17 protein-coding genes and 1 pseudogene are annotated in these 15,862 nt (G+C 69.7%); 8 read left to right on the forward strand and 10 right to left on the reverse strand.

Features of this window, described 5'->3' with window-relative positions:
• Positions 1 to 151: 151 nt before the first annotated feature.
• Positions 152 to 1,066: an alpha/beta fold hydrolase gene (locus J2S55_RS39155; RefSeq protein ID WP_306871667.1), complete on the reverse strand. Its 915-nt coding sequence runs from the start codon at positions 1,064 to 1,066 to the stop codon at positions 152 to 154.
• Positions 1,067 to 1,331: 265 nt separating this feature from the next.
• On the opposite strand from J2S55_RS39155, the gene J2S55_RS39160 reads away from it, so the two are divergent.
• From J2S55_RS39160 to J2S55_RS39170, 3 genes are read left to right on the forward strand one after another with little or no spacing between them, the layout of a single operon-like run.
• Positions 1,332 to 2,153, forward strand: coding sequence for a CPBP family intramembrane glutamic endopeptidase (locus J2S55_RS39160; RefSeq protein ID WP_306871669.1), 822 nt, complete (start codon positions 1,332 to 1,334; stop codon positions 2,151 to 2,153).
• Entirely contained in the window at positions 2,150 to 3,304 is a 1,155-nt protein-coding gene (locus J2S55_RS39165) for a sensor histidine kinase (RefSeq protein WP_306871672.1), read from the forward strand. The genes J2S55_RS39160 and J2S55_RS39165 overlap by 4 nt, the downstream gene beginning before the upstream one ends.
• A complete protein-coding gene (locus tag J2S55_RS39170) occupies positions 3,301 to 3,960 on the forward strand; it encodes a response regulator (protein ID WP_306871674.1) in 660 nt (219 codons plus the stop codon). The genes J2S55_RS39165 and J2S55_RS39170 overlap by 4 nt, the downstream gene beginning before the upstream one ends.
• Before the next feature lie 73 nt (positions 3,961 to 4,033).
• Here J2S55_RS39170 and J2S55_RS39175 read toward each other — a convergent pair whose 3' ends face one another.
• Positions 4,034 to 4,486, reverse strand: a complete 453-nt coding sequence (locus tag J2S55_RS39175; protein WP_306871676.1) for a MarR family winged helix-turn-helix transcriptional regulator — start codon at positions 4,484 to 4,486, stop codon at positions 4,034 to 4,036.
• Between the two features lie 211 nt (positions 4,487 to 4,697).
• On the opposite strand from J2S55_RS39175, the gene J2S55_RS39180 reads away from it, so the two are divergent.
• Together J2S55_RS39180 and J2S55_RS39185 are read left to right on the forward strand one after the other, a co-directional pair.
• Positions 4,698 to 5,624, forward strand: a complete 927-nt coding sequence (locus J2S55_RS39180; RefSeq protein ID WP_306871679.1) for a quinone oxidoreductase family protein — start codon at positions 4,698 to 4,700, stop codon at positions 5,622 to 5,624.
• Between the two features lie 34 nt (positions 5,625 to 5,658).
• Positions 5,659 to 6,879, forward strand: coding sequence for an FAD-dependent monooxygenase (locus J2S55_RS39185; protein WP_306871681.1), 1,221 nt, complete (start codon positions 5,659 to 5,661; stop codon positions 6,877 to 6,879).
• Positions 6,880 to 7,492: 613 nt separating this feature from the next.
• Here J2S55_RS39185 and J2S55_RS39190 read toward each other — a convergent pair.
• From J2S55_RS39190 to J2S55_RS39210, 5 genes and pseudogenes are all read right to left on the reverse strand, one after another.
• Positions 7,493 to 7,843, reverse strand: coding sequence for a hypothetical protein (locus tag J2S55_RS39190; protein WP_306871683.1), 351 nt, complete (start codon positions 7,841 to 7,843; stop codon positions 7,493 to 7,495).
• 38 nt (positions 7,844 to 7,881) lie between these two features.
• Complete coding sequence (locus J2S55_RS39195) at positions 7,882 to 8,145, reverse strand: hypothetical protein (RefSeq protein ID WP_306871686.1); 264 nt, start codon at positions 8,143 to 8,145, stop codon at positions 7,882 to 7,884.
• Positions 8,146 to 8,557: 412 nt separating this feature from the next.
• Positions 8,558 to 9,139: a dihydrofolate reductase family protein gene (locus tag J2S55_RS39200; protein ID WP_306871689.1), complete on the reverse strand. Its 582-nt coding sequence runs from the start codon at positions 9,137 to 9,139 to the stop codon at positions 8,558 to 8,560.
• A 66-nt stretch (positions 9,140 to 9,205) separates the two neighbouring features.
• A complete protein-coding gene (locus tag J2S55_RS39205; protein WP_306871691.1) occupies positions 9,206 to 10,045 on the reverse strand; it encodes a helix-turn-helix domain-containing protein in 840 nt (279 codons plus the stop codon).
• Between the two features lie 85 nt (positions 10,046 to 10,130).
• Positions 10,131 to 10,901: pseudogene (locus J2S55_RS39210) on the reverse strand (Tn3 family transposase); the annotation flags it as partial.
• 182 nt (positions 10,902 to 11,083) lie between these two features.
• Between J2S55_RS39210 and J2S55_RS39215 the strand changes: the two are divergent.
• Complete coding sequence (locus J2S55_RS39215; protein ID WP_306871696.1) at positions 11,084 to 11,272, forward strand: hypothetical protein; 189 nt, start codon at positions 11,084 to 11,086, stop codon at positions 11,270 to 11,272.
• A 13-nt stretch (positions 11,273 to 11,285) separates the two neighbouring features.
• Here J2S55_RS39215 and J2S55_RS39220 read toward each other — a convergent pair whose 3' ends face one another.
• Positions 11,286 to 12,536 (reverse strand): FAD-dependent monooxygenase, encoded by a 1,251-nt coding sequence (locus J2S55_RS39220; RefSeq protein WP_306871699.1) that lies wholly within the window; start codon positions 12,534 to 12,536, stop codon positions 11,286 to 11,288.
• Positions 12,537 to 12,608: 72 nt separating this feature from the next.
• Between J2S55_RS39220 and J2S55_RS39225 the strand changes: the two genes are divergently transcribed.
• Positions 12,609 to 13,238 (forward strand): TetR/AcrR family transcriptional regulator C-terminal domain-containing protein, encoded by a 630-nt coding sequence (locus J2S55_RS39225; RefSeq protein WP_306871701.1) that lies wholly within the window; start codon positions 12,609 to 12,611, stop codon positions 13,236 to 13,238.
• 22 nt (positions 13,239 to 13,260) lie between these two features.
• Complete coding sequence (locus tag J2S55_RS39230) at positions 13,261 to 13,572, forward strand: hypothetical protein (RefSeq protein WP_306871703.1); 312 nt, start codon at positions 13,261 to 13,263, stop codon at positions 13,570 to 13,572.
• A gap of 107 nt (positions 13,573 to 13,679) precedes the next feature.
• Here J2S55_RS39230 and J2S55_RS39235 read toward each other — a convergent pair whose 3' ends face one another.
• Both J2S55_RS39235 and J2S55_RS39240 read right to left on the reverse strand, forming a co-directional pair.
• On the reverse strand, positions 13,680 to 14,570 hold the full coding sequence (locus tag J2S55_RS39235) for a TetR/AcrR family transcriptional regulator (RefSeq protein WP_306871705.1): 891 nt from the start codon (positions 14,568 to 14,570) through the stop codon (positions 13,680 to 13,682).
• A gap of 11 nt (positions 14,571 to 14,581) precedes the next feature.
• Positions 14,582 to 15,841, reverse strand: a complete 1,260-nt coding sequence (locus tag J2S55_RS39240; RefSeq protein ID WP_306871706.1) for a carotenoid oxygenase family protein — start codon at positions 15,839 to 15,841, stop codon at positions 14,582 to 14,584.
• Between the last annotated feature and the right edge of the window lie 21 nt (positions 15,842 to 15,862).

Genomic DNA, 15,862 nt, shown 5'->3' on the forward strand with positions numbered 1-15,862 from the left:
TCGTCGTGCCGTCCACGACGCTGCCCCTGACACCGCGGCCCTTGGACGGCATCGCTGTGATCACAGTCGGGGCTGGATGCCACCCGCGAGCAGTCCGCCGGCTGCCTCGCCCGGACGGACCAGCCACTGATCCTGGAGCCGTCCGGGCCGGTTACCCGCCATGCGCTTGACGCGCGGCCTGCGCGGTGACGCGTTCAACGGCCTGGACGGCGACATCGGGCTGGTCGACGAAGATGTAGTGGCCGCTGTCCGCGGCCGTGCTCAACTTGCCGCCGCTGGACAGCGCGAGCCATTTGCGCTGGCCCGCGGCCCACGCCTGCTCCAGGCGCGGCCCGTACCCGGGGACGGCCGCGAGGTACTGCTTCCCGTGCTGGATCACCTCCACCGGGATGTTCCCTGCGGAACGGACCTTGCCGTCGGTGATGACGAGCTTCTCCGGGTTCTCGCCCCGGAACATCGCCAGGTTCTGTGCGCGCAACTCGGCCGCCGGGCCGGTGGCGGACTCGGGGATCGCCTTCGTGATGTCGTCCACCATGGTGGGCGGGGTGGCGTCCATCAGGACCAGCCCCTTGACCCTGTCCTGGTGGTCGGGGGCGTACCTGGCGGCGATCAGCCCGCCCAGCGAGTGCCCGGCCAGGACGACCGGGCCGTCACCGGCGACGCGGTCGAGCACCCCGGTCAGGATCTTGCCGGTGCTGGAGAAGCTCTGAGGGCCGTCCGGCTGGTCGCTCGCGCCCGCGCCGAGCCGGTCGTAGGAACAGACCCGGTTCTGCTTGCTCAGCGTCTTCTGGATGGCGGCCAGCTTGTCCAGCCCATCGCCTCCCCCGTGCATCAGGACGATGACCGGGCTGCCCTTCTCCGGGTCGCCCGAGCAGGACACGTTCACCGACCGGCCCGCGACATCGATCTTCTCGGTCCCGGAGATCGGGGCGGCATCGGCTGTCCGCGTGGCGGGGGCGAAGGGGTCCCAGTTCTCCACCGCGTCGCCGTCGCAGCCGGCGACCCCCGTGCCGAGCACGGTGCAGCACAGCGCGGCCGCAACGGATGTCTTGATCTTGCGGAGCATGAGGTCCTCCAGTAAGGGAGCCGGCGCCGGGATGACGCGCACGGCGGTGCAGCGGGGAAGGCGGACGGAGCACCGTGGCCGCGTCGTAACGCTACGGATCGGGCGGTCCAGGATCGTCCCCGCACGGTGGACATTCGCCTGTCCCCCGTGCGAGCTACCGGCGAGTGTCCACCGTGCGGGGACGATTCCGGACCGCCGGATCCCTAGCGTTTCCCGGCGTAGCGGCGGCGCCCCGTCGCGGAGTCCCCCACGTAAGGGAGTCGTCATGCGGTTGTTGAAACAGCTCGTGCCCGTCGCGGTGGTCGCCTTCGCCGGCGGCGCGATCGTGGGCACGGTGCAGGGGAGCCCGCTCCTCACTCTGCTCCTCGGCGTCGCGACGGCTGTGCTCGCCGTACTCGTGTACGCCCGCGTGGTGCGGTGGTCCGAGCGCCGCGCACCGGTGGAAGTGGCGGCGCAAGGCGCCGCCCGCGCCATCGCGCGAGGGGCGCTGATCGGGGCCGCGTTGTTCGCGGCCGTCATCGTGAACATCGCTCTCGTGGGCGGCTACCGGATCGAGGGCCAGGGCTCGCTGCCGGGCGCGGTCGGGCTGCTCGGCTTCATGGCCGCCGCCGCGGTGACGGAGGAGCTGCTGTTCCGCGGCATCCTGTTCAGGATCGTCGAGGAACGCACGGGGACGTGGCCGGCGCTGGCGCTGACCGCTCTGCTGTTCGGCCTGTCGCACCTGTTCAACCCGCACGCCGACCTGTGGGGCGCGATCGCCGTCGCGATCGAGGCGGGCGGCATGCTCGCCGCCGCCTACGCCGCCACCCGCACCCTGTGGGTGCCGATCGGCGTGCACTTCGGCTGGAACTTCGCGGCGGCCGGCATCTTCGGCACCGAGGTCTCAGGCAACGGCGCGACGCAGGGGCTGCTGCACGGCGTGACGTCGGGCCCAGCCCTGCTCACGGGCGGCGAGTTCGGGCCGGAGGCGAGCCCGTACGCGGTGGTGTTCGGCCTGCTGCTGACGGTCGCGTTCATGCGGCTGGCCCGCCGGCGCGGCAACGTGGTCCCGCTCCGACGCGGCGCGACCGCTACGCTCGCCCGATGACCGACCTACGGCGGGTCACGGACCTGTGGCGGCGGTGCGACGTCGTGATCCGGGATCTACCGTTCGGGCTGCTGCTGGCCGTCGCATCGCTCCTGCCGGCGCTCCACGGCAAGGGGACGCAGGTCGGCGACCTGCCGGCCCGGCCCTTCGACGCGGTGGCGCTCGTGGTGATCGCCCTGGAGTGCCTTCCCCTCGCCGTGCGCCGGCGGTGGCCGGCCGTGTGCGTGGCTCTGGTGTCGCTCGGCTTCGTCCTCGACGAGTTCCGCGCCTACCACGTGTTCGCGAGCAACGCGATGCCCATCGCGCTCATCAGCGCGGGCGCCCACCTGGAGCGCCACCGGCGCGTCACCGTGGTCCTCCTCTCCATGGCGTACGTGCCGCTGGCGCTCGCGCTCGGCCGGCTCGGCGCGACCGAGAAGGTGGAAGGTTACGTGGTGTTCTACCTGGCCCTGGCCCTCGCGTGGGGCATCGGGGCCTGGCTGCGCTCCACCCGCGCCGCCGAGGCGGAACGCCGCCGCCACGTCGCCGAGGCCACCCGCGCCGCCGAACGCACCCGGATCGCCCGCGAGCTCCACGACGTCGTGACGCACCACGTGACAGCGATGGTCGTGCAGGCCGAGGCCGCCCGCTACCTGACCGCCACGCCCGACCGCCTGGAGGCGGCCCTGAGCGCCGTCACCGACACCGGCCGACGGGCCATCGCCGACCTGCGGTACATGCTGGACCTGCTCAACCCCGGTCACGACACGGACGGCAGGACGCCGTCCGCCGGCGACCTGCACGCGCTCGTGGAGCGGACGCGCCGGGCCGGGCAGCCGGTGGAGTTCGCCGAGGAGGGCAGTCCGGCGGAATCGGTGGGCAGCGCCGAGTTCGTGACCTATAGGGTCGTGCAGGAAACCCTGACGAACGCCCTCAAACATGCCCACGGCAGCCGCACTGTGGTCCACGTGCGCTACGGCCGGAAGGAGATCAGCGTGGAGGTCAGCACCGACGGCTCCGGTTCCGGGGCCGCCTCTCCCGGTGGCAGCGGGCGGGGCCTGGCCGGGCTCCGCGAGCGGGTCGGTGCCCTGGGCGGCGAGTTCAGCGCCGACCGGCAGGCGGGTGGCGGCTTCCTCGTGCGGGCCCGCATCCCCGCAGGGAGCCCATCGTGAGCACGCCGGTCCGGGTCCTGGTCTGCGACGACCAGGCGCTGATCCGCACCGGGTTCGCGACGATCATCGACGCGCAGGCGGACCTGGAGGTGGTGGGCGAGTGCGGCGACGGCCGCGCCGCGGTCGACCTCGCCCGCCGGCTGAGCCCCGACGTGGTCGTCATGGACGTGCGCATGCCGGTGCTCGACGGCATCGAGGCGACCCGCCTGCTGGCCGGCGCCGGCGTGGCGGACCCCGTCAAGGTGCTCGTGGTGACCACGTTCAACCTGGACGAGTATGTCTACGAGGCGCTGCGCGCGGGGGCGAGCGGGTTCCTGCTCAAGGACGCGCCGCCGGCGCAGCTCCTGCACGGCATCCGCACCGTCGCCTCGGGCGCCGCGCTGCTGGCACCCGAGGTGACCCGGCAGCTCGTCGGCAGGTACGCCTCCCGGATCCGCCCCGCCCAGGACACGCCCGACGAGATCGCGCTGACCCCGCGCGAGCTGGAGGTGCTGCGCCTCATCGCCGACGGCCGGTCCAACAGCGAGATCGCCGCCACGCTGGTGATCAGCCAGGAGACCGTCAAGACGTACGTGTCGCGCATCCTGACCAAGCTCGACCTGCGTGACCGCGTGCAGGCGGTGGTCTACGCCTACCGCAGGGGCCTGGTGACCTGAGGCACACCGCCGGGGAACCTCGACGGGGCGAACGCCGCAGACGTCAGGAACCGTCCGTGGCCCTGTTCGGCCATCAGCGTGCGTCCGTCGGCCCCGGGGCGGCGTGTGCACGCGACGAGCGGGCCGAGACGACGTCGAGCAGTTTGACGAGCCGATCGAGCTGTTCCGGGTCCAGCCGGCCGGTCGCGGGCGCCAGGGCACGCCGGATGTCGTCCTCCACACGTCTGGCGAGTTCGAGCCCGGCCGGGGTCATATACACCTCGACGACCCGGCCGTCTTCGGGGTTCTTGCCGCGTGTCAGCAGCCCTCGGCGCTGGGCGCGGTCGATGAGTCCGGACAGCGTGGACTTGTCCAGGCCGAGGTAGGCGGCCAGTTCGGTAACGCGTGCGCGGCGGTCGCGGAGGATGCCGAGCACCCGTAGCTGGGTGAGCGACAGATCGTGCTCGCCACCGATGCGGGTCAGCACGCCTGCCACCTCGAAGGTGGTCCGGACGAGGGCGTCCATGGCATCGTCGGCGGCGGTCATGCCGTCATGCTAGTCCGGCATGGTTGGTAATGCCAACCATGCCGGAGCGAGGAACGCCTGCACCGCGGCCGCCCCCGGACGCCTCGCGGCCCGATCCCGCGTCAGTTGATCGACGGATATCGCATCGATCACGCCGCATCCGTTGACATGGTTTGTATTACCAACCACTATAGGGGTAGTTGGTAAAGCAAACTATTTTCTGGAGGCCGCCATGCACGCTGCCGTCATCCGGGCAGCCGACGCCTCGCCGGTCTATCGCGAACACCCCGACCCCGCGCCACACCACGGCGACGAGCTGGTCGTCGAGGTCCTCGCGGCCGGCCTGCACCATCTGACCAGGGCCAGGGCGAACAGCTCGCACTACTCCGGCAACGGCGTGTATCCGCTCGTCCCCGGCGTCGACGGCGTGGTACGCGACGAGGAGGGCAACGTCCGCTACGTGGCTCTGGACGACACTCCTCTGGGGACGTTCGCCGACCGCACCCTCATCGACCCCCGCCGCAGCGTGATCCTTCCCGACGGCATCGACCCCGTACGGATCGCCGCCGCGATGAACCCTGCCATGTCGTCCTGGGTCGCGCTGCGCCGACGTGTCGCCTTCCACGCCGGCCGGCGCGTCCTCGTCCTCGGCGCCACCGGCAGCGCCGGACGGATGGCGATCCAGATAGCCAAACTGTTCGGCGCCGCCCAGGTCATCGCCGCCGGCCGCGACACCACCCGTCTGAGGGCGCTGACCGCGCTCGGCGCCGACGAGACGATCACCTTCGACCAGATCGGCCGGGCGGCCGATGTCGACGTGGTCATCGACTACGTGTGGGGTGAACCCGCCGCCCGCGCCATGATCCCGATGCTCACCGCCCGTGCCGACCGCGCCGCCCCGCTGACCTGGATCCAGATCGGATCCATCGCCGGCCGGACCGCGCCGATCCCCTCCGCGGCGCTGCGCTCCGCCCGCCTACAGATCGTCGGCAGCGGCATCGGCTCGGTCCCCGCCCGCGACTTCCTCGCCGAACTGCCGGAACTGGCCTCAGCGGTGGCCGCGGGCGCGATCGACGTACGGGCGCGCGCCGTACCCCTCGCCCAGGTCGCGCAGGCGTGGACCGGCGAGACCGACGACCGCGTCGTCTTCGTCCCCTAGCAAGCCCCTAGCCGTCACCTCCGAGGAGAAAGGCGTGACTTCGTTGAGCAGCAGGAGGAAACGGGCCCTGGTCGTGGGTCTCGGCGTCAGCGGCATGGCCACGGCGATCGGCCTTCGGCGCATCGGCTGGGATCCGGTGATCGTGGAGAGAGCACCGGGCCGTCGATCGGGTGGTTACTTCGTCGTGTTGTTCGGCGCCGGCCAGGCCGCCGCGCGGCGACTCGGCATCCTCGATGCCATCCCCGACCGGTCGCCGCCCGGCGGCGTCACCTACACGGTGGATCGCGCCGGCGTCCGCAGACCCGGCCTGGGGTTCGGGGATCTGCCGGTCTCGCCTCGCATGATGCTGCGCGGCGACGTGGAACGTGCCGCCTTCACCGCGCTCTCGCACGACGTGGAGATCCGCTACGCGACGACCCCCACCCGCATCGAGCAGGACGCCTCTGGCGTCGAGGTGACGCTCGAACACGACGGTGGGTCCGTGACCGAGCGATTCGACCTCGTCGTGGGCGCCGACGGGTTGCGGTCCACGGTCCGGCGGCTCGTCTTCGGCCCGCACGACAGGTATCTGCATCGGCTCGGCTACATGATCGCGGCGACGCTGCTGCCGGGCCCGGTCGGCGGGCTCTCCCCGCACGAGGGGGCGAGTCTTCTCGAGCCCGGCCGGGCCATGTGGGTCTTTCCGTTCGCCGATCACCCGCCCACCGTGCTCTTCTCGTACCGTACCGACGACGTCGATGCCGAGTTCACCGGCCGGCCCGCCGAACGGGTGCGCGCCGCGTACGGACCTCAGCCCGCGGGCCGGCTGCTCGGCGAGGCGCTCGACACGCTCGACGCCGCCGACGAGTTCTTGTTCGACTCGGTCGAGCAACCCCGCATGGACGCCTGGTCGCACGGCCGGGTTGTGCTGGTCGGCGACTCCGCATGGTGCCCCAGCCTGTACGCCGCCATGGGGATCTCCGCCGGGCTCGCCGGAGCCGACCTGCTCGGCAGCATGCTGCACCGTCACCCCGGCGACATCCGCGGCGCTCTGCGCGCCTGGGAGACGCAGCTCCGCCCGCACATGACTTACTACCAGGCCAACGGCGTCGAACAGCGGTATTTCGTCACCCCCGGCAACCAGCGGCAGATCGCCCTCCGGCCCCTCATGGCGCGCAGCCTCCGGCTCCCGGTGATCGGCAACGCCTTGCGCTCCCTGCGAAGCAACACCAGGTCCATCCGGGAACGGGAACTGGACATCGCCCACGCCGGCTGACGACCACCCGCTCCGCATGCACGCACTCAGACGGTGATGCCCGCCCGGACAGCGTTCGCGTGTTTGCGCCCGTAGCCATGGTCAGCACCGTTCCAACCAAAAGCGGATCATCGCCCGCGGCTGGGACCCGGCAGCCTGCCGATGACACCGCAGGGCCGCAGCGAAGTCGCAGACCGGGTGTGACCGTATGTTCGGCAGCCATCCACTGACGCGCAGGCGCAGCCGTTCCGCTGACCACGTTGTGATCACGACCAGGAGAGAAAGGTGATGCAAGATGCCCACAGTTCTTGGCGGTACGCCGCCGGCTGACCGGGTGGCCGTTGTCACCGGCGCCTTGAGCGGTATCGGAGAGGAAGACGTACAGGTCCTGGACCATGTCGGCGGTGCCGCCTCCTTCGGGGAGGAGCCAGCGAGCTGTGCTGCCGGTGGTGGCCGCGACTTCCACGGTCGGACCACGTACTCGACGGCTGCTCGTACCGCACTGCTTCGGCGACGTGCGCGAAAGGGGCGTGCTGGGCGATCAGGAATCTGGATCAGCAGGGCGCCGAATCCGAGGTCGTTGCTCACCGGCCCGGCCGCGTAGCGGATCCGGCCTTTCCAGCTCATCGCCGCGTCATGCAGGCGCTGGGGCGAAGAACCGTAGCGTGCTGTCCAGTTCGAAGGCCGGGAGCTCACCGTGCTTGCCCGGGTTGGCGTGCAGCGTCTTCTCCGCTGAGCCCAGGGCGTCGAACAGTGCCAAGCTCTGGGCCCGCGGCACCCGCTCATCGTCCCACTGCAGCAGGAACTCCACCGGGACGGTGATACGCGCGGCGGCCTCGGCTGCGGCCAGCGCCCCGCCCAGGCCCAGCACCGCCGCGCGGACTCGGGGTTCGGCGGCAACGAACGGAACCCCGAGTCCGCAGCCCAACGACACACCCCAGTAGCTCACCGGGCCGGCGCCGACGTGCTCGAGTTGCTGGACCACGTCCAGGACGGCCTGCCATTCCGGGACGGTCCGGCGGGCTACGAGCTGTGCAGGGCGAGCAGGGCCAGGGTGTGGGCGCCGACGCTGCCCTCCCACACCTCACGCCGGCTCGCCGCCAGCCGGGCGGTGAGGAAGCGGTGGTCCTGGGCGGCGGGCGGGTGGCCGAGGCCGTGGGCGGTGAGGATCTTCATGGCGCAGCCGGTGACCTCTCCCCAGGAGGTCTGGCCTCGGTAGTCCAGGTGGGCGGCCCGGGGCGGGTAGGGGCCCTGCCCGAGGACGGCCAGGTGGAGGGCGAACAGCAACTGCTTGCGGTCTCTGGTGTGAGGGGGAATGCCGTCCAGGGCCTCCTGCAGGGCGTGCGGCGGCTGGGCAAGGCCCAGGGCGGCGTTGGCCAGGACCGCGATATCAGCAGCTGGTCCTGCGATTAGCTTCTGATATCGGGAGATATCAGAAGCTCTGATGGGAGGGTGGCGTCGGTGCGTTGATCGGGTCCAAAGTCCCGAGGCCACGCTCAGGCCAAGTCCGTTCGGGGGTCGGCTAAGATACGACGGAAACCGGCAACCAGTGATCTTAAGTTGAACTTGCCGCAGGTGAGGTGCTGGGGCGGATCGGCGTCGGCTGCCCGACGAGGGACAGCGATGCGCAAACGCAGCCGGAAGCCCGATCTTGTGTCACCATTCGCAGTGGACTTCTTCGCGTACCCGCTCAGATCGGTCAACGGCGCACCCGATAGCGCAGGTGAAGCACCCGGTTGCCCTGAATCATCACGTCAGGATCCTCCAACAGGTGCTGCGCGTGGACCGACCCGAAGTAGCGCTTGCCGGACCCGAACACGACGGGTACGACGTCCATGCGCACCTCATCGATCAGGCCCGCGGCAAGCACCTGGCCACCGACGTCGCCAGCGGCGACCTCGATCAAGCGGTCACCCGCAAGCTCCTGCGCCTTGGCCACGGCTGCCTCGACGCCGTCGACGAAGTGAAACGGTGCCTCGGGGTCCCAGCCCTCGGGCTGCGGCCGGTGCGTCACGACGACCACGTGGTCGATGCCGCTCGGCGGCTTTCCGTCCCAGCCGTCCGTCAGGTCGAAGACGTGGCGGCCGACGATCGTGACTCCGATCTGGTCCCAGTACGAGCGGGTGTAGTCGTAGGACGTCTGAGACACCTTCAGCGCGCCGCTCTCGTCCAACGGGACGTCACCGCTGGACAACCAGTCGAACAGCGGTCCGGGCTGGTCATTCTCGTCCGCGACGAAGCCGTCCACCGACACCGAGCTGTACATGACCACCTTGCCCACGGGGCTCTCCTCTGCTTTGGGGTGCCCTCAAATTAGCGTGTCGTGAGCTGCCGCTCTTGTAAGAAATCAATCGGCCGGCAGCGGCCAGCCGTCCAGCGCGTGGCCGGGATGTTCGCGCAGGAACCGCCGCCGGACTTCGACGTACCGGGTCGGCGTGAGCCCGGTGAACGCCCGGAACTCGTGGCCGAAGTGGGCCTGGTCGAAGTAGCCTGCGCCACCGGCGAGGTCGCCCCAGTCGATCGGTCCGGCGGGGTTGATCGCGAACACGGTGGCAGCGAAGCGGTAGGTGCGGGCCAGCCGCTTCGGCGTGACGCCGATGAGCTCCTTGAACCGCCGTGCCAGATGAGTGCTGCTGACACCGGCTGCCACGCTCAGGTCGCCGATCGCCACCGCCCCGCTGGTCGCCGCGATGACGCTGCTCGTATGGCGGACCAGTCCCAGGCCGGCGGTCTCGCACAGCCGTCGTATTAGCTCCTGCTCGAGCAGCGTCAGCATCTCGTGCGGTCCGTCCGCCGTGGCCAGCCGGTCTCGCAGCTCAGCAATGGCGGGCCGGCCCCAAACCTGCTCTACCGTCACCGGCCGGTCACACAGCTCGGCCGCGGGCATCGGCAGGAACGGCGCCAGCCCCCACGGCTTGAAGTGCACGCCGACGGACCGGGTCCGGAGTGGGTAGCCGAACTCCAGCGCGCGGGTGGGCATGGTGACCACGCAGCCGTCGGCGTACTCGGCCGTCTCGATGTCGGTGCCGGCGCGGATGCGGAACGGCGCCCCGAGGTTGACGATGAGCAACGCCGCCGGCATCGGCGGCAGCGTCAGCCGGGCGTACGGCGGCGCACCCTCCAGGTAGTAAAGGTCGTCGATCAGTCTGTCCAGCGGCGGTCGCGGCACTCTGGACACGTACTCCACGCCCACAGTATCGCCGACGCCCCGCCGGCATCGAGCGCCGGGATGGTCCAGCCGAGCTGCCGCCGGAACGGGCGAGCGTCCGGCGTTACGCAGTCGGCAGGTCGGTGAGGTCCAGGCGCCGGTCGGTGCGCAGCTGGATCTCACCGTAGGGGGTCATGTTGGTGTGGAACAGGGGCGTGAGCCCGCGCCGGTCGGCGTCGGTCAGGACGTTCTCCCACTCGGGTAGGGCGAGGGTGTCCTGGATCATCAGGGTGTTGATCAGACCGAGGGCCGACTGGAGAATGTGCAGGCACAACATCCCCAGTCTTTGTTCTTCGCGCCGGTTGGAGGCGAGCTCTCCGCGCTTGCCGAACTTGATGTAGTCGTTGACGCCGTTGTAGTTCTCCACCACGTTCAGCCCGGATTCGGTCTCCCGCTGAAGATCGCGGTCGCGGAGCCAGCGGGCCAGGAAGGCGGTGCGCTGGGCGCGGCCGACCTCCAGCATCGCGGCGTAGGCGGGGTGGGTGGTCTCGGAGGTGAACCGGCGTAGCAGGGCCTCGGTGGAGGCGGTCCGCAGCCGGATCGCGGTGGCGTACCTCATCATGATGTCGTAGCTCTGGGTGATGATGTCCCACCGGATCGGCCTGGTCAGCGCGGGCGCGAGCAGCGGGTAGGAGAAGTCCTCGCCCCGGCCGGGCACATACAGCTTCGTCTTGTTGATCTGCTTGAACCGGGCGACCAGGTCGAAGTCCAGCAGCCGGGTGATCCCGAACCCGACGAAGCTGGCGCCGTGGGAATCGGCGAAGTTCTGCTCGACCTCCATGTCGGTGCCGTGCCGCATCGCGCCCTCGACCATGGCGTGCACCTCGGACGCGGCCCTCCGCTCCCGAAGGTGGCCCCAGCCCCGAAGTAGCGATGAGCTAGATCACGATTACGGTTCGCGGTCGTCACGGATTGTGCGTGCCGGGGCGTAGGGGGTGTTTCCCCGTTTGATCGTGTTGCCCTGTTGCCGCAGTCCGCTCCTGGAACGGCTCAGCACCCACGTCACCGCCTTCGCCGATGCTCACCGGCCGTTACGGCGACAGGCTCGACGCCTGGCTCGCCGGCGCCGACAACGACGACCTGCCGCACCTGCAATCCTTCATCCAGGGCATCCACCGCGACCACGCCGCCGTCCTGGCCGGATCCCCCCTGTCTCACAGCAGCGCCACAGGCCAAGCCTTGGTCACGACGGTCATCAGCCCCTGATGTCCGGCCGCTTTCAGACGGCGCTGATCGGAGCCGGGTTCTCGGGGAGCTGCCAGCTGCCGCCGCGGTCCTCCTTCGAAAAGCGCGCGGCGAGATCGGGGACGTGCAGGAAGCAGGCCAGCGCGGTGGCGGCCTGGAAGGCGTCGATCGCACGCTGGGTCATCGGCATGCCCAGGCGTAGGAGACGCGGATTCACCTCGCCCTGGATCTCGTCGACGAAGGGCCGCAGCACGCTGTCATAGTTCGCCAGTGCGGTCGGCAGATCGTCCGGGTGCCGGTTGATCTCGCCGGCCAGGACGTAGGCGCCGACCAGACCGCCGGAGGTTCCCATGCCGCTGTAAGGGGAGGCACAGTGGGCGGCGTCGCCGGCCAGGACCACGCGGCCCTTGGACCAGGTGTCGGTGCGAACCTGGACGATCTCCTGGGAGTAGAAGAAAGGGCTCGTCTGCATGCCGTCGATGAAACGTTCTGTCTGCCAGCCCGCGTCGCGGAACCTGCTCGCCCAGAACTCCCGCTGGCGCTCGACGGATTCCCGGTGGATCGCCGAGGCCTCCTCGGACTCCTCCCGCATCACGAAGTACACCTGGGTCTCGGTCGGGTTGTGGCTGCGGCGCATGATCTGACGGCCACCCGGGACCATGTAGGTGTCCCGGATGTTGCTGTCGGACGCGATGCGCGGGATGAACCAGTAGGCCATGTGGATGCCGACCCGCCAGTACGGGTCACAGCCCGCAGGGAGGATCGCCTGCCGGATGCGCGACCCCTGCCCGTCCGCTCCGGCCAGAAGGTCGAACTCGCCGGAGGACCCGTCGGAGAAGTGCGCGATGACCTTCTGTTCGTCCTGCTCGAAGCCGTCCACGCTCACGCCGAAGACGTACTCGATGTCGTCCTTCGACGCGTCGTGCAGGATGCGTACCAGGTCACCGCGCATGATCTCGTACTCGGAGGTGAGGGTCTGCCGGCCCTGGCCGGAGGTGTTGGCCATGATCGTCGCCTTGGTCCTGCCGCGCGCGTCGACGAAGGCGACACCCGCCTCGTCCACCAGCCTGCCGCGGACGGCGTCAAGAAGCCCCATCCGTTCGACGGCCTCGATGCCCTGCCCTCGGAGGTCGACCTGCGCCCCGGTGGCCCGCAGCGCCGGAAAGCGTTCGACGACGGTCACCCTGTGGCCGCCCCGCGTGAGCCAGAAAGCCAGCGCCTGGCCCGCTATCCCGCCGCCGGCAACAAGGACCCGCAGAGGGTGCGCCCCCGATCCGTTGGCCATGCTCACCACCCCAAAAATCTATCAGTGAATGATTCCCTTTCAGAGTCATCTATCAGTGATAGATTTGTCAACGTGACCAAGGTGAACCGTGAGATCGTCGTCTCCGAAGCGCTCGACCTGCTCGACGAGGTCGGGCTGGACACGGTCAGTACGCGGCGGCTGGCGAAGCGGCTGGGCGTCGAACAGCCCTCCCTCTACTGGTACTTCCGCACCAAGAAGGACCTCCTCGCCGCCATGGCGGAGGCGGCGATGGCACCGCATGCGGCCGCCCCGCTGCCGACGCCCGACGACGACTGGCGCGACTGGTTCCTGGACAACACGCGAAGCTTCCGGCGCACCCTGCTGATGCGTCGGGACGGTGCACGCCTCCACGCGGGCAGCACCCCTGCCGGCGACCTCGACCGGATCCGCCGCAAGATGGACTTCCTGATCACCTCCGGAGTGCCCGAGCGGGACGCCCAGATGGCGATGCTGGCCGCCGGTCGTTTCACGGTCGGCAGTGTCCTGGAGGAACAGGCGGACGCCGGCTCCGGCGACGGCTCAGATCCACCGGCGGACATGCCTGTGACCGACTACGAGTCGGCATTCGAGGCCGGCCTGGCCCTCATCTTGGACGGCCTGGTGCACCGCACCGCAATGCGGGCCGCCCCCCGCCGGCAAACGGTGGCACCCTCAATGGGGCAACGCATCACCCATGGATGATCATGTAGCCGCGGAGGTGTGTGTGCGTGACTACGGGTTTTCACCCGCTCAGCAAGACGAGATCTGGCGGCGCTGGCGCGACGGGGAATCCTTCAGTTTGATGGGCTGGGCACTGGGCGCCCCGATTGCCCACCCGAAGCGTTCGTTTTCCCGTTCATCAACCGCTGGTGTTCGCCTTGCTTTCCGAAGACCTTTGATGAACGGAGGTGGGGGCGTGGCCCTCATCGGCCTGGTCCGGGTAAGCACCGACAAGCAGAACCCCCGACGGCAGCACGACGCCCTGGATTCGATGGTCATTTCCACGCTGAAAATGCGTTCGCTTGCGACATGCTGAGCGCGCCGGTCAACACGCCTTACATGCCTGAGGGACGCGGTCGTGACCGCGGTGCCACTGGGCCGCTCCGGCTGCCAATCGACGTGCCGACTCCGGTAAAGGCCCGGTCACCGACGGATCTCTCGGGCGGCGATCACGGTGACCAGGCCGTCCAGCAGGCGTTCGAGACCGAAGACGAACAGTGATTCCAAGTCGAGCTCCGCGCCCGGCTCCGCGACCTGGGCGATCAGCGGCCCGTCGACGGACAGCTTGGCCTTGCCCCACTGTTTGCTGGTCATCCCCGTATCCAGTTCGGCGACGGCCTCGCTCTCGATATTGATCGCCGTCCCCCGGACGTAGTTCACGATCGTGCCGTAGACGTGCATGCGGGCGATCGGGTCCAGGCCGAGGCCGTCGAGCGCGCGCAGGGTCCATACCCCGTAGGCGAGCTGCCCGGGCAGTGTGGCTGGCCGGGTGATGGACACGAGCCGCGGCAGCCAGGGATGGCGCTGGTAGGCCGCCCACTGTAGCCGAGCGGCCACCCGCAGGTGGGAACGCCATCCTGGCGGCGGCTGTGGATATTCGATCTCGGCGAACGCGGCGTCGGCGATCAACTGGGTGAGCTCGGCCTTGGCCTCGAGATGCCGGTAGAGGGCCATGGTGGCGACGCCGAGCTTGGCCGCAACCGCTCGCATGGACAGTGCGGCCAGGCCGTCGGCGTCGGCGATCTCCATGGCCACACGGACGACGCGGTCGCGTTCGAGACCCCCGGCCGAACGCGAGGGCAGTCTCCGGGGAGCGACCACGGCGCCGACCCGAGATACCGACTCGATGGCGCCTGCCTGCTTGAGCGCGGCCAGCGCCTTGGTGGCCGTCGCCATCGCGACGCCCCACTCGCGCATGATCGCCCTGGTGGTCGGGACGGGAGCGCCGGGCTGCAGCTCTCCGTCGGCGATGCGCCGCTCGATGTCGGCGACGATCCGGAGGTACGGCGGTTGCGGATCGTTCACGACGGCCATGCTGCCACGTCTCAGCGGTCAGGCAGCCAGTTGCCGTGCAGACCGAGCGGCACTCTGACAGGGAGGTGGACGCGCGCGACGGGCTCGCCGGTGAAGTCCTGGGCTGAGAGGATCACCAGGTCGCTGGCGTTTCGGCGAGGATTGTGCACGTACGTGAGCAGGTACCCCTCGTCCTCCCCTAGCCCCACGGCGGCGAACACGGCCTCTCCCACCGCCTCGTCCCTGCCGAACCCGTGCACCTCGGCCGTCCCTCGTTCCAGATCATGCTTGACCAGGGCGTTGGTGAAGGCGTCGTCCGGCGGCATGCCCTCAGGCACGAACGGAATTCCGTACAGGGCTGTCGCGGCCGAGTAGCCATATCGGTACGGGCGGGAGGTACGTGCCTCGTTCACCCGCGGGAAATCCTGCGGCCGGTCGTCGATGCGCTGCTGGTGGATCCTGTCCGGCGTGATCGTCCAGCGGTCCAGCGTCGGCCGGATCGCCCCAGGGTCGGCGGGATCGAACGGCCCCTCGGCCGTGACCAGGTCAACCACGACCGAGTCGCCGTCGTCGTAGGCGTTGAGCGTGTGGCTGACATGGATCGGGCCGATGTCCAGCCAGCGCACGTCACCACCGCTCCGCGGCATGACCCCCACGCGCGTCGGGTGTCCCGGCAGCCACCGGCACTCGAACCCGTCGAAACCCAGCGGCGTGTCCCACAACACCACGTGCTCCTCGGTAAGTGCGAAGTCGTGCATGAACGGCGTTCGCGTCATGGGGATGGCGGTGGTCTGGACGACACTTCCCCCGGCGTCGGTCACGAGGTACTGGACGAAGTCGCGGCCCGGCATGTACGACAGCGAATGCAACTCGCCGGTGAGCGGGTCGTGCTTGGAGTGCGCCCCCGCCGTGAACCCCTCCGCAGTCCCACCCAGCTCGCACACGCCCACGGTGTTCAGCTCCTCGTCCAACTCGGCGGGCGGCAGGCCACCCTCGGCCAGGACGAAGGTACGCTGGGCGTGCTCGATCACGTGCACCATGGGCGCGAAACCCGGTGTGCGCACGAAACGGTTGCGGTACCACTCGGCCCGGCCGTCACGCAGCCGCACCCCGTGCACCATGCCCTGGCCCATGCCCCAGATGTGCACAATCGGGTCTTCCGCGCCCAGCGGGTTGGGCCCGTTGCGCAAGTAGCGGCCGTTGAGTTCGGCCGGGATCCGCCCGGTGACAGGCAGGTCGTAGGCGGTGACTTCTTCAGTGAGGGGTGCGAAAGGCCCTTCCAGATACTTCATGCGGACACCGTACGCAGGAAA

Origin of the sequence: Streptosporangium brasiliense, from assembly GCF_030811595.1 — a bacterium.
Lineage (GTDB): Bacteria > Actinomycetota > Actinomycetes > Streptosporangiales > Streptosporangiaceae > Streptosporangium > Streptosporangium brasiliense.